Here is a 15,198-nt window from a genome sequence, read left to right as displayed (position 1 = left end):
ATTCGATCCTGGTTAAATAGCGACGTCAGGCGCGACGCAGCTGACGGTACTGCTGACAAATGGTATCCACGCTGAATTTTTCCAGCGCCGATTGCTCGATGGCAGGCGGGTTATGGTAGATGCTTTGCATCGTCCGGGCCAGCGCCGGGCTGTTGAGGTCGGCCAGACCGCGGGCTAATTCCCCGGTGAGGATTTCCGTCACCCCGCCCGGACAGCGGGTGCTGGCGACTGGCGTATCCAGCAGCAGCGCTTCGACCACCACATTGCCGAAACCCTCGCTATCGGAGCTGAGCACCAGCATCCGCGCGTGTTTAATCCACGGCAGCGGGTTTTTCTGAAAGCCTTTAAACAGCACCCGGTCGCCAACCTGCAGCTGCTGCGCCAGCTGACGCAGACGCTGTTCCTGCTCCGGTTTGCCCTGGCCCAGCAACACCAGCGGCGCGTCGATGCCGCTTTGCGCATAGGCTTCAATCAGCCGGTCATGGCGTTTACCCGGATGGAAGCGCCCGACGTGAATAATATAGTCGCCAGCGGGTTGCTCGCCCGGCGCATCGGCGTCCGCGCGCAGAGCGGCAATGTCGAACGGGTTATAAATGGTTTTTAACTGCGCCGGACGAATGGCGAACTGCTCGAGTAGATCCTGACCTACCGCATCGGAGACGGTAACGACATTACGCCCCTGATAGACGCGCTTAATCTTGTACTGCTTCAGCCAGCGGTCAAAGCCGGTGCGATGGCCAAGGTATGACGTGGAGAAAACGCCGTGCAGGCAGAACCAGACGTTACGGCTCATCAGCTTGCGGCTGCGGGCGACAATCCGGTCGGTTTTATGCAAATTGGACAGCACCAGATCGAACTCCCCCTGCCGTTCGGCTTCGGCGATCGCGGCATCGAGCTGGCGGGCGCGGCGCGACAGTTCGCTGAGCTTGCGCCACGGTTTGCGGCAACGGTCGCTGATGATCTGATAATCCAGTCCTTCCGGCAGCGGATAATCACACACATCGCGCAGTGAAAATAGCGATACTCGTTCGCCCTGGCGCAGGAAGCGCTCCGCCAGCGTCAGAACCACTTTTTCCGCGCCGCCGCCGGGCAGGCCATCGATCACAAACAGTATGCGCATCGTTATTTCACCAGATCCTGATAGAGAGAGAGCAACTGCGCCGATAACCGTTCGCTGGTGCAGTCGATAATGCGTTCCCGGGCGCGGCTCCCCTCAGCTGAGCCCAACGCGCGGGCCGGGAGGGCGACAACCGCCTGCTGTAGCGCCGGGATATCCAGGGCGTCGCAGACAAAACCGTTGCTGCCCTGCACGATAAATTCGGCGCCGCCGCAGCCGGTGGTGGTGATCACCGGCAGGCCGCAGGCCATCGCTTCCAGAATGACGTTAGGGAACGGATCGTACAGCGTTGGCAGCAGCAGACCATCGGCCATCTGGTAAAACGGCAGGGTTTCCGACTGCATTCCGAAGAAGCGTACCCGCTCTTCGCAGTGCAGCGTTTTCGCCAGCGACTGATAGCGGTTCTGGTCTTTGTCTTTGCCCACCACCAGCAGATAGCGATCGGTGGGGGCGATGGCGCGAATCGCCGCATCCAGCCCCTTACGTTCAAAGCCGGAACCCACGTATACCAGACAGGTCGCCTGCAGCGGAAGGTGCCATTGGGCGCGTAAGGCGGCAAATGCCTCCGCCGTCGGCGGCAGGAAACGCCGGTGGTCGATAGCGTTGTAGATGACGTGGATTTTTTCCGCCGGAAGGGAGAAATCTTCCATGATCTCTTGCTTAATCATCTCTGCGTTGCAGATGACGCCACGCAGGTGGGCGTCCTGATACATCTCGCGCTCGGCCTGCATCACGTAGCGATGATAGCGGTCAGCAAATAGCAGGCGGCTTTTCCACCCCGGCAGAATACGCGAGCGCTGCTCCAGCCAGCGGCGATGGACGCCATCGCCGGCGCGATACAGATCGCAACCGGGAATACGTTCGTGACTTTGCACCAGATCGAAGCGTTCTCCTTGCCACAGCTGACGCGCGGCAGCGGCAAAACCGCGCTCGCGGCTGATACGCCCCCATTTCCGTGGGTTGCAGATATGGATCTTCCAGTCGGGCTTCACCGGCCCCTGCCATTCGCGCGTAATGACGTTCAGTTCAAGATTGCTGCTATCAAGGGCTTCCAGCGCGCGGGAGACAAAACGCTCCGCGCCGCCGTCCGGGCGATATTTCTGTCGCACCAGGGCCAGCCTGAATTTGCTCATGCCAGTACCTTTTTCGCCGCCGTGATGACGGCGTCGGTGGGAATGAAATCGAGATAACGCTCCTGCGTCCCGGTATCAATGTCGTCAGGGTCGGGGAGCGGGCCAAAATCGCCGGCCCAGATGACTTCGCCTTTTGCCTGCCACGGGCGCCAGAAGGTCAGTTTCGACGGCCCGAACAGCGCCACCAGCGGGGTACCAAGGGCCGCCGCCATATGCATCGGCACGGAGTCCACGCCGATAAACAGACGGGCGTGATCGATGACCGCCGCCAGCTGGCGCAGGGTCAACCGCCCGGCCAGGGAGTGTAACCGGGCGTTTGGGCTGCCGGCGATAATGGCGTCCACCATGTTCTTCTCTTTGGCATCCGGCCCGGAGGTCAGCACGATAGCATAACCGGCGTCAGACAGCGCGTTAATCACCGCGCTCATGCGATCTTCCCGCCAGCATTTAAAGAACCAGCGGGAGGTGGGTTGAATGACGATATAGTGGTTTTCAAACCCTTCCGGCAGCAGCGCGCGGCTGGTGGCCCAGTCCTCTTCGCTGTAGCCCATCCGCGCCGGGGCATCATCGATAGCCAGGCCGAGCGGGGCCAGAATAGAGAGGTTTTGCTGCACCGTATGCAGCTGTTTATGTGCCTGGGTCGACGCCAGCTCGCTGTGACAGAAACGCCAGGCCGGCTGGCGGCGTTTCGGGAAGTCAAAACCGATACGCGTCGCCGCGCCGGTCAAACGGGTAATGATGGCGCTTGGCCACTGGTCGGCAAGATTGAGCACCAGATCGTAGCGCTGCTGACGCAGCGTGCGGATCAGCCTGAACTCCATGCTGAGCTGATGCCTCTTGCCCTGCTTTTTCCAGCGCCGGTCGATGGCGTAAATCTGGTTGATGTCAGGGTTTGCCGCGAGCATATCCCGGGTTTCTTCATAAAGCAGAACATCGACGCTGGCGGCGGGATAGTGCTGTTTGAGGGTGTGAATGAGCGGCGTGATCAACAGCATATCGCCATGGTGGCGCAGCTTAATGACCAGGATTCGCGCCGGGGTCACACGGCCGGGAGAGCGGGTTTCAGGCGTCATACTCTGTTCTTCATTCAATATCAGGTTTCCGATTCTAGGGGATCAGACAGATTGAGAGAAGCGTTGTATTGCTCTACCATGACCCGATACGTAGGCTCTGAGGACGTTTTCGTGCACAATCCCGCATTTCTCATCACGATTGATACAGAGGGCGATAACCTCTGGCAAAAACATGACAGCATTACCACCGAGAATGCGCGCTATTTACCGCGTTTTCAGCAGCTTTGCGAAAAGTATGGTTTCAAACCTGTCTATCTGACCAACTATGAAATGGCGATTGATCCATTTTATATCGAATTCGCCAACGATGTGATTGCCCGGGGTACCGCGGAAATCGGTATGCACCTCCACGCCTGGAACAGCCCGCCGACGGACCCTCTGACCGCTGACGACTGGCGGTATAAGCCCTACCTGATTGAATATACCGACGCGGCGATGCGTGAAAAAGTGGCGTATATGACCCACCTGCTGGAAGATACCTTCCAGACGAAAATGGTCAGCCACCGCGCCGGACGCTGGGCGTTCGATGAGCGCTATGCGCGTCTGCTGGTGGAACACGGCTATCGGGTGGATTGTTCCGTCACTCCGCGGGTCAACTGGAAGACGGCGAAAGGCGCCCCGCAGGGCGACGGCGGCACCGACTACCGTCACTTCCCGCAGCACGCCTATTTCCTCGACGAGAACGATATCAGCCGCGAAGGCCGCTCTCCGCTGCTGGAAGTGCCGATGAGCATTCAGTATAAGCACTCCGCATGGATGAATAGCGTCAAGCAGGGCTACGATCGGCTGCGGGGGAAAGTACGCTCGCCGTCCGTCCACTGGCTGCGCCCGATGGGCGGCAATGTCGACACCATGAAGAAAGTGGTACAGCAAACATTGACTCAGGGTAATGATTACGTCGAATATATGCTGCACTCTTCTGAGTATATGCCCGGCGGCAGTCCGACATTTAAAAATACACAGGATATCGAGCAGTTATATGCCGACCTGGAAGCATTTTTTAACTGGCTGGCGCCGCAGGTAAAAGGGATGACGTTGGCAGAATATTACCAACGGAAACACACACAGCAATAAAAGGCCTCCTAAGGTACCGTATGCGTATCCTTAAGCAACTGACGCGGAAGAAGAATGCTTTCTTCCGCGACATTAAGTTTAATTTAATTAACTTTCGTTATAGAAATAAAGCCGAGCGCCAGCCGTTTGATCCGGCCCAGGTGCAACGCGTTTTATTATTACGTCTGGATGATAAAGTCGGTGACATGGTGGTGACCACAGGCTGTGCAAAGCTTCTCGCCGAGCGCGGCTATAAAGTTTCTGTCCTCACCGGTCCTGTCTGCATGCAAATATTAGCAGGCTCAATATTTCTTGAGAATATATATTTGTATCAGCCGCGCATGTCACTCGATGCGTTACGTGCACTTAATTTTGATGCCGTCATCGATTTTGATGATGTGAAGACCTATGAACGGTTTAAATTTCTCTCCGATTTACGCGCACCCTGCGTTATTGGTTTTAATAAAGAGAAATATAAGCTGTATGACCATTCAATCGCCTTTTTTGATAGTACAAGACATATTTCCGCGCGTTATAAACAGGTGGTTAAGCTTTTTGGCGTGATGGACGAGCATTATCATTATCATATTCCCGGTGATATTCGTGAGCGCGAAAGAGTGGAGACGTTACTGGCGACAGAAAGTGATACGCAGCTGCGCGTCGCCATCAATCCATTTACCGCATCAACCGATAAGGACTTCTGCCGTCATCAGGTCGCCGCGCTCATTGAACGGCTCCGCCAGTTGCCCTATAAAGTGAGCGTGGTGATGGTCGGTCGCAGTGAGAAAATCCGTCAGCTTGAGCTGGATATGGCGCTGTATCTGGCCGACAGTAATATCAACTCGGCGGTAGAAGTTGTCCGCTGCTGCGATCTGGTGATTACCGCTGACACCGCCATTGTGCATATTGCCCGGGTGTTTGATAAGCCGATGGTGGCGGTCTATAACAAACGCAAGCTTAAGGATACCGGCCTGCCGGGCTATACCATCTGGGCCCCAGGTTATGCCAAGGCCAGACAGATTGTCTGCGAGGAAGAGAACGTGGCGGATGTATCGATTGACGCGATATGGCCGGTGATCAAAGAACAGGCTGATAGCCTGGTTGCCACGCGCTTGCGGCAATAAAAAAGGGCCCGGACGGGCCCTTCTCTTTTACGGTCGTTTTGCCGGCAGGTTATGGCTTAACGCAATCCCGAGCGGTAGCCAGAACAGCACCCAGGTTTCTCGCGGATTGCTGACGATAAACATCCCCTGCGACGCCATAAAAATCAATGCGTACATGAAAATAGCCAGGCCGTATCGGCTGTCGCCCTGGCGTTTGCACCATGCCCGCCATAACCCGCTGGCAATGACCGCCAGCAGCAGCAGCAGGCCGATAATGCCGCCTTTCAGCAGCGAACCGAGGTAGACGCTGTGGGTGGTGGTGATATGTTCGCCGCTGTAGTTAATAAATTCGAGTCCATAGTCGAACCCCCGGCCCAGCCAGGGCTGGTTCGCAATTTCCGCAAGCGTATGGCGCCAGATGCTGATACGCAGGCCGCTCTGGGTACCCATCTCTTCAAAGCGGGCTAACAGCAGGTCGCCCACCGGCGTCAGGAAGAAGACCAGGCCGAGCACCACCGCCAGCGCGGCGACGATCGATAAGTTCCGCCGCGTAACCACCTGGAGATGCAGCGTGCAGCAGAAGGCCAGCGCCAGGGCGATAATCGGCCCGCGGCTCTGGGTAAAGACCATCATCACCAGCAGGATAGCGATCGGTAGATAGAGATAATGGCGGGCTTTTTCTTTCATCAGCAGGCAGCAAATTAAGATGGCGATGCCGCAGTATCCCGCCAGGTCGATGACGTTGGTTGGTCCAGGGTTGCCCGGCGAGACTTCGCGCAGGGTCAGAACCCGCGTATGGTCGATCGCCAGCGTCCAGACCGACAGCACGGTGACTCCGGCAACCACGCTAAGCAGCGCCAGATGCCGGGTCCGGGGATCGCCCAGCAGAGTGGTGAGCAGCAACAGATAGAAGATGAGATAGGTACCGTGGGTCAGCGGCGAGTCAATATACTGCGGCGTATGGCCCCAGAGATTGCTGAGCGCATAGTACACAAAGAACACCACCAGCAGCGCATAGGTCGGCCATTGCTGGCGGATGCTCTCCGCCAGCGCCTGGCGACGGTCTTTGCCCAGCAACGACAGCAGGAACAGCAGAATCGACAGGTGGAGCAGGTTGTTCGTCCGGGTGGAGATGCAAAAAATAGCGCTGAAAAATAAAAATAAGGGAAAGAAAATGGCGTAACCCTGACTGGCATAGTTACTTATTTTTAAAGTACGCATCGAAAGAAACCTTTGCAAAAATCGATTCCGGCACCGCGCTCTCCTGAGAGAAATTGATGACCCGAATATGGTTTTGTTGTAGCACGCAAGCGGCGTGCGAAAAGGACGGCATCACCAGGTCATCCACCTTGTTTGCCAGGTAGGAGGGCAGTTTATTCTGTTGTGTTTCGTAGAACCGCGGCTGGTTGAAATTATTCATGTCCAGACCGCTGATCAGAATGGTGTCGAACCCCAGCCAGGCGAGGATCTGTAAGGACCAGTAGACGACGGTTCCGGCATCAAAGACGCCGTGGCGGATATCGGTGCTAAAGCAGATATCCTGGCGCTCAGGGTGAAAGCGCAGCGCTGCGATATGCTGATAGGTTTTCTGCATTACGCTGCTGGCGACTTTAGGCTGGTAAATTTTATAGCAGCCGTCCTCAATCAACGCCAGGCGGCAGCGCAGATCGGCCGCATGGCGATCGTAGATTTTGGCGATCCCGTGCATGGTGGTAAACAGCACAAGATCGGCTTGACCGATCACCGCGCGGATAATGTCAGGTTTTTTGTCGTAAAACTCCATATCGACAATGGTGTAGAACGAAAACCTGAGCTTCTCCGAGAGAAACCAGGCGCCGTTCACCCCCATCACCGGCACGCTCTCCGGCAGGCGTGAAAAATCAATACCGCGGGTGGAAGGGCCGGTCGCCGTCAGCAAAACCTCGCCATGGGCGCTGTTTTTCAACGCGCTCAGATTGACCAGCGGAACGTTTTGACCTTTGTACCGCAGCGTGCGGATCTCACCGCTTTCGGCGCGGGTGATTTGGGTATAAGGCCAGAGATTTTCGTTGTGGCGCAAGGCTCGCGGGCGCGTATAGCGGTAGATTTGCTTAAACAGTGAACCCATTAAACCAGCCCCTGAGATTGCAGCAGCTGCGCGACGCGATCGGCGGTAATATCCCCGGTTCGGTTGCCGGCTTCCGGGCGCACGACGTACTGATTTTGACCATAGCCGCCAATCAACCCCGGATCGGTGGGGCCGTACAGCGTAAAATTGGGTTTATCGAGCGCGGCGGTCAGATGGCTCAGGCCGGTGTCGACGGCAACCACGCCTCTGGCGCCCGCCAGCACCTGGGCGACCTGCTCCAGGCTCATCCGCGGCAGCACTTCGACAAAGTCGTGGCCTTCCGCCAGCCGTCTGGCGCGCGCTTCCTCATGCGGCGCCCCCCACGGCAGCTTAATGCGTACACCGCGTTCGGCCAGCTGGGCGATAAGCGCCTGCCAGTTGCTCTCCGGCCAGTGCTTATCATCGCGGGTCGTGGCATGCAGAAAGACCAGATATGGCGCGGCGGAGGCCGCTTGCTGACGGCTAAAGTGCCGGGCAATGGCGTAGTCACCCTGAATCTCTGGTCTGGCATAGCCCAGACTTTTGGCGAACAGTTCCCGGGTGCGCTCAACGGCATGCTGCTGCTTAGCGATATGGTGGCGGCGGTTATAGAACAGGCTGGCCAGCGGCTCGCGGGCGGTTTGCCAGTCCATGCCGTGTTTCACGCCATGCGCCAGGCGGGTGACCAGAGCGGCGCTTTTGACCAACCCCTGCGCATCGATAATGGCATCATAGCGCAGCGCCTGGACGGCCTGACGAAAGGCCTGGCGTTCGGCCTTGATCGGCGCGGAAAACCAGGCTTTACGCCAGCGGCGAATAGCCACCGGAATCACCCGATCGACGCTGTCATGCCAGGAGGGAATCTGGGCGAACCCCTCCTCGACCACCCAGTCAAAACGAATGCCGGGAAGGGCCTGCGCGGCATCGGTCAGCGCGGGCAGCGTGTGCAGTACGTCGCCCATAGACGAGGTTTTTACAATCAATACCCGCATCCGTTACGCATCCTCATGCTGCGGTTTTTCCAGCAGCAGCGCGTTCAGCTCTTCGAGGACGCGCTGTGGCGTGATGTCGATCAGGCTCTGATGATAGCCTTCCGCGGCATCGCCCTTACGCACCTTGTGGTAGCCGCTAATCAGGCGGATAACCCGCGCCTTGTGCGACAGCGGTGGGGTGAAGTCGGGGCTGCTCGGGCCATACAGCGCCACCAGCGGGCGGTTCAGCGCCGCGGCGACGTGCATCAGGCCGGAATCGTTGCTGACCACTGCTTTACAGGCGGCAATCAGCACTACCGCCTGTTCAAGCTGGGTTTCCCCGGCCAGGTTACGGCACCACGCCTGCTGCTGGGTGTTCAGCGCGGCAAGGATGTCGTTGCCGGCTTCATGGTCCTTGGTCGAACCGAACAGCAGCACCTGAAAACCTTCGTCGATTAGCTGCTTTGCCAGCTCGGCGTAGTGGTAGTGCGGCCAACGCTTGGCAGGGCCGAACTCCGCGCCGGGGCAGAAGCCGATCATCGGCCGGTCGGATGGAAGATTGAAGGCGTTACAGACCTGAGATTTTTCACCTTCGTGGACCTGCAGCTGCGGCCACAGCAGCGGCTGCGGCAGGTCTTTGGCGCTGCGCATGACGCCATTATCGTAGGCCAGCGCAACGTAGCGCTCGACCATCAGCGGCCAGGCTTCTTTATCCAGCACCCGCGCGTCATTCAGCAGTCCGTAGCGCATTTCACCCCGCCAGCCGGTGCGGTGCGGGATGTTGGCAAAGAAGGGGACCAGCGCCGATTTAAACGAGTTCGGCAGCACATACGCGCGGTCATAACGACGCTCGCGCAGGCTGTGACCGAGCTTACGCCGTTCGCCGATGGCCAGCGCGCCGTGGCCGAGCGGCATCGGGATCGCTTCGTTAACCTCCAGCATACGCGACAGCAGCGGACGGCACCATGCTGGCGCCATCACGTCGATGATAGCCTGGGGATAGCGCGCCTTGAGCGTGCGATAGAGACTTTGCGACATCATCATGTCGCCCACCCATGACGGGCCAACCACCAATATTTTCATTCACTTCATCCTTCAAGCCGTCTCTGCGTTGGCTGCCTGCGTTCACCCCGGTCGCTGACTTCAGTAAGCTCCCGGAGATTTACTTAGTTGCCGCCTTGATATCGCTTGAATGATTTTGTGACCCGGCGTCAGTTTCGCGGTTCAGCCAGGCCATATATTCCGTTACGCCTTCGGCAACGGTCTTAAACGGTTTATCGTAACCTGCGGCGCGCAGATTGGTCAGATCCGCCTGGGTAAATGCCTGGTAACGACCTTTCAGCTTATCCGGGAACGGGATGTATTCGATGCTGCCTTTCTGGTGGTAAGCCAGCGCGGCATCGGCTACCGCCTGGAAGGATTCCGCGCGGCCGGTGCCGAGGTTGAAAATGCCGGATACGCCGTTTTCCCAGAACCACAGGTTCACCGCCGCCACGTCGCCCACGTAGACGAAATCGCGTTTGAAGCCGTCGCTGCCTTCGAACAGTTTCGGACTTTCGCCATTATTCAGCTGGGTGTTGAGGTGGAAGGCCACGCTCGCCATGCTGCCTTTGTGGCCTTCACGCGGCCCGTAAACGTTGAAGTAACGGAAGCCGACGATCTGCGAATCCGCTTCCGGCAGGATCTGGCGAACGTATTCGTCAAACAGGAATTTGGAGTAACCGTACACGTTCAGCGGCTGCTCATATTCGCGGGATTCGATAAAGTCGCGGGTACGGCCGCCGTAGGTCGCCGCAGAAGAGGCGTAGAGGAACGGAATTTGACGCTCCAGGCAGTAGTGCAGCACCTCTTTTGAGTACTGATAGTTGTTATCCATCATGTACTTGCCGTCCCACTCCGTGGTGGAAGAGCAGGCGCCTTCGTGGAACACCGCTTCAATTTCGCCGAACTCTTCCCCGGCCATCACCTGGATCAGGAAGTCTTCTTTATCCATGTAATCAGCGATATTCAGGTCTACCAGGTTGGCAAACTTGGTACCGTCTTTCAGATTATCTACCACCAGAATGTCGGTAATGCCTTTGTCATTCAGGGCCTTAACGATGTTGCTGCCGATAAAGCCTGCGCCGCCGGTAACGATGATCATAACTGTAACCTTTGAAGTATGGAGTCCAGAGACAATCCGGACATGAATACTCATATCATATCACCACATGAGAAAGGCTTCAGCCATTCACCGAAAAGGGGGTGGCGAGCGTGATTTATGCTGCAAATAATTCATTCAGGCATGCATCATCTCGTATCAGCGTATAGCTTTGGGTAATATGTGCCAAATTTTGCCGAATCTGGAGAGTTGCAATGCGTGGTGATTTTTACGAACAGTTAGCCAATAACCTGGAGACCGCGCGCGCGGAGGGGTTGTTTAAAGAAGAACGCATTATTACCTCGGCGCAGCAGGCGGATATTACCGTCGGCGGCAGCAGCGTGATTAACTTCTGCGCCAATAATTATCTGGGGCTGGCTAACCATCCGGAGCTGATCGCCGCGGCGAAAGCCGGGATGGACAGTCATGGTTTCGGGATGGCTTCCGTGCGTTTCATCTGCGGTACCCAGGATAGCCATAAAGCGCTTGAGAAGAAGCTGGCTGAGTTCCTCGGCATGGAAGATGCCATTCTTTACTCCTCCTGTTTCGATGCCAACGGCGGCCTGTTTGAAACGCTGTTGGGGCCGGAAGACGCGATTATTTCCGATGCCCTTAACCACGCTTCGATCATCGACGGCGTGCGCCTGTGTAAAGCGAAACGCTACCGTTATGCCAATAACGATATGCAGGAGCTGGAAGCGCGTCTGAAAGAGGCGCGTGATGCGGGCGCCCGTCATGTGCTGATCGCGACCGACGGCGTGTTCTCGATGGACGGCGTGATTGCCAACCTCAACGGCGTCTGTGATCTGGCAGACCGGTACGATGCGCTGGTGATGGTCGATGACTCCCACGCCGTCGGTTTTGTCGGTGAGAACGGTCGCGGCACCCACGAATACTGCAATGTGATGGAGCGGGTGGATATTATCACCGGCACGCTGGGCAAGGCGCTGGGCGGCGCATCCGGCGGCTATACCGCCGCGCGTAAAGAAGTGGTTGAGTGGCTGCGTCAGCGCTCACGTCCGTATCTGTTCTCCAACTCGCTGGCCCCGGCTATCGTTTCCGCCTCTATCAAAGTGCTGGAGATGCTGGCGTCCGGCGCTGAGCTGCGCGATCGCCTGTGGTCCAACGCGCGTCTGTTCCGCGAAAAAATGACCGCGGCGGGCTTTACGCTGGCCGGCGCCGATCACGCGATTATCCCGGTGATGCTGGGTGAAGCGGTGGTCGCGCAGAACTTTGCCCGAGAGCTGCAAAAAGAAGGGATTTATGTCACCGGGTTCTTCTATCCGGTGGTACCAAAAGGCCAGGCGCGTATTCGCACCCAGATGTCGGCGGCGCATACCCCTGAACAAATTGAACGTGCGGTGGCAGCCTTTACCCGCATCGGAAAACAACTGGGCGTGATTGCCTGAGGGTGTGAGATGAAAGCGTTATCCAAACTGAAAGCGGAAGAAGGCATCTGGATGACCGACGTACCGGAACCGGAAGTCGGCCATAACGACCTGCTGATTAAAATCCGTAAGACCGCGATTTGCGGTACCGACGTACACATCTATAACTGGGATGAGTGGTCGCAAAAAACCATCCCGGTGCCGATGGTAGTAGGGCATGAATACGTGGGTGAAGTGGTGGGTATCGGCCAGGAAGTGCGCGGCTTTAAAATTGGCGATCGCGTTTCCGGCGAGGGGCATATTACCTGCGGGCACTGTCGTAACTGCCGCGCCGGGCGGACTCACCTGTGCCGCAATACCATCGGCGTGGGCGTTAATCGCCCGGGCTGCTTTGCCGAATATCTGGTGATCCCGGCTTTCAATGCCTTCAAAATCCCTGACAATATTTCTGACGATCTGGCATCGATTTTTGACCCGTTTGGTAATGCTGTCCATACCGCGCTCTCCTTCGACCTCGTGGGTGAGGATGTGCTGGTTTCCGGCGCCGGGCCGATCGGCATTATGGCCGCGGCGGTCGCCAGGCATGTTGGCGCGCGCAATGTGGTGATCACCGACGTCAACGAGTACCGCCTGGGGCTGGCGCGCAAGCTGGGTGTGACCCGCGCGGTCAATGTCGCGCAGGAGAGCCTGAGCGACGTGATGGCGGAGCTGGGGATGACCGAAGGGTTCGACGTGGGCCTGGAAATGTCGGGCGCGCCGCCGGCATTCCGTACCATGCTCGATACCATGAACCACGGCGGCCGGATTGCCATGCTCGGTATTCCACCGTCGGATATGTCCATCGACTGGACCAAGGTCATCTTCAAGGGGCTGTTTATCAAAGGGATTTATGGCCGTGAAATGTTCGAAACCTGGTACAAAATGGCGGCATTAATCCAGTCTGGTCTGGATCTGTCGCCGATCATCACCCACCGTTTCGGCATTGATGAGTTCCAGCAGGGCTTTGACGCGATGCGCTCCGGTCAGTCCGGTAAAGTGATTCTGAGCTGGGATTAAGCCCGACGGAGACGGCAGCCGGGATCGCGCGTTTGACGCCGCGAGCCCGGGCTTTCGTTGCCGGTGCGCTAGCAGATGGATAGCGGTTTTGCCAGCGCGAACGTCTTAGCGCCTGCGGGCGCTTTTTTTATTTCGATTTGGATAACATTTCTACGATCCTTCCTCGCAAATGCACTATTTCTAAATCGATTTTTTGCCTATTCGTTTATACAGTTTGTTTACGCACCGTTTAACCTTATAAACACTATGTTTAAACTCTCCGTATGCTTACTGACCTGTAATTCCGCGCGTCTGCTGCGGGAGGTTGTGCCCCCGCTACTCAAGGTGGCGGATGAATGCATTGTCGTTGACTCAGGGAGTACGGATGCGACGCTGGATATCTGCCAGCAATTTGGGTTAACGGTGCATCATCATCCCTATACTACCCACGGGGCGCAGATGAACTATGCCACGGCGCTGGCCAGCCACGACTGGGTGCTGTGCATGGATAGCGATGAAATCCTCGATAGCGAAGTCGTCGCCGCCATTCTGCGGCTCAAGGCCGGGCAGGGTAGCGATCCAGGCTGTGCGTGGCGTCTGCCGCGCTACTGGTATGTGCTGGGGGAGGCGGTCAGAACAATCTATCCCGTCTCTTCGCCGGATTACCCGGTTCGCTTGTTCAATCGTACGGTGGCGGCTTTTAATGACCGTCCGGTCGATGATCGGGTGGTCGGCCACTCCCGCTCAAGCAAACTGCCGGGCCGCGTCCGGCACGATACCTTCTATTCGCTGCATGAAGTGTTTAATAAGCTCAACAGCTATACCACCCGGCTGGTTCAATACCAGAAGGTCAGGCCGTCGCTAAGCCGCGGGATCGTCAGCGCGACTGGCGCGTTTTTTAAGTGGTATCTGTTCAGCGGGGCGTGGCGAAACGGAAAAGTGGGGGTTGTTACCGGGCTCTATGCGGCTTTGTACAGCTTTCTGAAGTATTTTAAAGCCTGGTATGCCGATCAGGATAAACGGGAACCCGTGGCGGATAAACACCCGGATTCCCGCTCCGTTTAGTTCGTCGGATTGTCCCAGCCCTGCCATTTCAGCTGGTAGTACTGCACCAGCGTGCTCTGGCTAATGCTTTCGCTCAGGATGCTAAAGAAGCGGCTGGCGTAAACCGGCTCCGGCGGATGCTTCGGTTTACAGAATTTCACGCCGCGGAACGGGTTACGCGGCTGCGTTGGCGGTACGGCTTTCGACGGCGGCAGCCCGCTGTCTGGCCTTGAGGTATCGACCTGCGGCTCGTTCAGCAGGTTGCTCGGACGCACGAGGGTGATATCCGGCGGCAGGTTATAGACCATTTGCTGCAGGACGCGCACCGTGGTGGGGTGCGGATGACCGATGGCAATGGCGGAGCCGTTACGGCGCGCCAGCGCGATAGCCCGGTTAAACTGGACGCGGATATCGGCCTCATTCTGGGTATCGTCGAGGAACACCTTACGCTTGATCACCTTCACCCCGGTGCCCTGCGCGGCGCGCATCGCCTGAGTATTGCCGATGGTGACGCTATCGAGGAAATAGAGGTTGTAGCGCTCCAGCGCCTGCATCACCTTTTGCATCCCGAACAGGCTGGAGGTCATCGCGCTCCCCATATGGTTGTTCAGGCCAACGGCGTACGGCACTTTGCCATAAGCGTCGCGAATGATGCGTTCGATCTCAGCGCTGCTCATATCAGGACGCAGGGTGTCTTTTTCCAGCGGCTGTTTGCTGAGCGGCGCCATCGGCAGGTGAATAAGCACCTCGTGGCCGAGATTGTGCGCCCTGGTCGCCATTTCACGAGCGTGCGGCGCGTTGGGTAATACGGCGACGGAGAGGGTCGCTGGCAGCGCCAGTACCTGATTTTCCGTCTGTGGACGATAGCCAAAGTCGTCAATAACAATGGAGAGTTTGCCGGCAAATGCCGGCGATGCCATAGCCAGCGTACCGGCTACCGCGAGTGCAATTCTGCGAAATTGAAGCAAAACTAAACTTCCCAACAACGGCTGTGGAAAGAACGCCTGACCCTGGCGACGAATTTCGAAATAGAGCGACGGACGGCCCTGACCGCC

Annotated in this window: 14 protein-coding genes and 1 pseudogene; 5 read left to right on the top strand and 10 right to left on the bottom strand. The window is 57.4% G+C overall.

Translation table 11 applies throughout. The features are described from left to right. Positions 1-25: 25 nt before the first annotated feature. From ACI2JR_RS24680 to rfaQ, 3 genes are read right to left on the bottom strand one after another with little or no spacing between them, the layout of a single operon-like run. The gene (locus ACI2JR_RS24680; protein WP_462479695.1) at positions 26-1,120 is read right to left on the bottom strand and encodes a glycosyltransferase; all 1,095 of its coding nucleotides are present in this window, start codon (positions 1,118-1,120) and stop codon (positions 26-28) included. Positions 1,121-1,122: 2 nt separating this feature from the next. Beyond that, positions 1,123-2,250 (bottom strand): glycosyltransferase family 4 protein, encoded by a 1,128-nt coding sequence (locus ACI2JR_RS24675; RefSeq protein WP_132729291.1) that lies wholly within the window; start codon positions 2,248-2,250, stop codon positions 1,123-1,125. Next, the gene (rfaQ, locus tag ACI2JR_RS24670; RefSeq protein WP_132729292.1) at positions 2,247-3,323 is read right to left on the bottom strand and encodes a putative lipopolysaccharide heptosyltransferase III; all 1,077 of its coding nucleotides are present in this window, start codon (positions 3,321-3,323) and stop codon (positions 2,247-2,249) included. Before rfaQ ends, ACI2JR_RS24675 begins: the two co-directional genes overlap by 4 nt. Positions 3,324-3,434: 111 nt before the next feature. Here rfaQ and ACI2JR_RS24665 point away from each other — a divergent pair, with 111 nt between their 5' ends. Together ACI2JR_RS24665 and ACI2JR_RS24660 are read left to right on the top strand one after the other, a co-directional pair. Beyond that, entirely contained in the window at positions 3,435-4,397 is a 963-nt protein-coding gene (locus tag ACI2JR_RS24665; RefSeq protein ID WP_132729293.1) for a polysaccharide deacetylase family protein, read from the top strand. A 20-nt stretch (positions 4,398-4,417) separates the two neighbouring features. Further along, positions 4,418-5,500 carry a glycosyltransferase family 9 protein gene (locus tag ACI2JR_RS24660; RefSeq protein WP_165905700.1) on the top strand — a complete coding sequence of 361 codons (1,083 nt, stop codon included), beginning with the start codon at positions 4,418-4,420 and terminating at the stop codon, positions 5,498-5,500. A 27-nt stretch (positions 5,501-5,527) separates the two neighbouring features. On the opposite strand, the gene ACI2JR_RS24655 is transcribed toward ACI2JR_RS24660, so the two are convergent. From ACI2JR_RS24655 to rfaD, 5 genes are all read right to left on the bottom strand, one after another. Next, on the bottom strand, positions 5,528-6,700 hold the full coding sequence (locus tag ACI2JR_RS24655; RefSeq protein WP_462479694.1) for an O-antigen ligase family protein: 1,173 nt from the start codon (positions 6,698-6,700) through the stop codon (positions 5,528-5,530). Next, positions 6,678-7,586 carry a sugar glycosyltransferase gene (locus ACI2JR_RS24650; protein WP_132729294.1) on the bottom strand — a complete coding sequence of 303 codons (909 nt, stop codon included), beginning with the start codon at positions 7,584-7,586 and terminating at the stop codon, positions 6,678-6,680. Before ACI2JR_RS24650 ends, ACI2JR_RS24655 begins: the two co-directional genes overlap by 23 nt. Beyond that, positions 7,586-8,557, bottom strand: coding sequence for a lipopolysaccharide heptosyltransferase RfaC (gene rfaC, locus ACI2JR_RS24645; RefSeq protein ID WP_462479693.1), 972 nt, complete (start codon positions 8,555-8,557; stop codon positions 7,586-7,588). Before rfaC ends, ACI2JR_RS24650 begins: the two co-directional genes overlap by 1 nt. Before the next feature lie 3 nt (positions 8,558-8,560). Then, positions 8,561-9,619 carry an ADP-heptose--LPS heptosyltransferase RfaF gene (gene rfaF, locus ACI2JR_RS24640; protein ID WP_462479692.1) on the bottom strand — a complete coding sequence of 353 codons (1,059 nt, stop codon included), beginning with the start codon at positions 9,617-9,619 and terminating at the stop codon, positions 8,561-8,563. Between the two features lie 79 nt (positions 9,620-9,698). Further along, entirely contained in the window at positions 9,699-10,679 is a 981-nt protein-coding gene (gene rfaD, locus ACI2JR_RS24635) for an ADP-glyceromanno-heptose 6-epimerase (protein WP_132729297.1), read from the bottom strand. A gap of 212 nt (positions 10,680-10,891) precedes the next feature. On the opposite strand from rfaD, the gene kbl reads away from it, so the two are divergent. The 3 genes from kbl to ACI2JR_RS24620 all read left to right on the top strand — a co-directional run bounded on the left by kbl (position 10,892) and on the right by ACI2JR_RS24620 (position 14,164). Further along, the gene (kbl, locus tag ACI2JR_RS24630; protein ID WP_462479691.1) at positions 10,892-12,085 is read left to right on the top strand and encodes a glycine C-acetyltransferase; all 1,194 of its coding nucleotides are present in this window, start codon (positions 10,892-10,894) and stop codon (positions 12,083-12,085) included. Positions 12,086-12,094: 9 nt separating this feature from the next. After that, positions 12,095-13,120 carry an L-threonine 3-dehydrogenase gene (tdh, locus tag ACI2JR_RS24625; protein ID WP_132729299.1) on the top strand — a complete coding sequence of 342 codons (1,026 nt, stop codon included), beginning with the start codon at positions 12,095-12,097 and terminating at the stop codon, positions 13,118-13,120. Positions 13,121-13,366: 246 nt separating this feature from the next. Next, positions 13,367-14,164 (top strand): glycosyltransferase family 2 protein, encoded by a 798-nt coding sequence (locus tag ACI2JR_RS24620; protein WP_462479690.1) that lies wholly within the window; start codon positions 13,367-13,369, stop codon positions 14,162-14,164. Here the strand turns inward: ACI2JR_RS24620 and ACI2JR_RS24615 are convergent. Both ACI2JR_RS24615 and ACI2JR_RS24610 read right to left on the bottom strand, forming a co-directional pair. Beyond that, positions 14,161-15,111 (bottom strand): divergent polysaccharide deacetylase family protein, encoded by a 951-nt coding sequence (locus ACI2JR_RS24615; protein WP_165905702.1) that lies wholly within the window; start codon positions 15,109-15,111, stop codon positions 14,161-14,163. The genes ACI2JR_RS24620 and ACI2JR_RS24615 overlap by 4 nt on opposite strands. 9 nt (positions 15,112-15,120) lie before the next feature. Beyond that, positions 15,121-15,198 (bottom strand): annotated as a pseudogene (locus ACI2JR_RS24610) (hypothetical protein); the annotation flags it as partial.

The sequence above is a fragment of the Klebsiella sp. NPDC088457 genome (genome assembly GCF_044900465.1).
GTDB lineage: Bacteria > Pseudomonadota > Gammaproteobacteria > Enterobacterales > Enterobacteriaceae > Klebsiella.
This window is presented reverse-complemented; position numbering and strand designations above follow the sequence as displayed.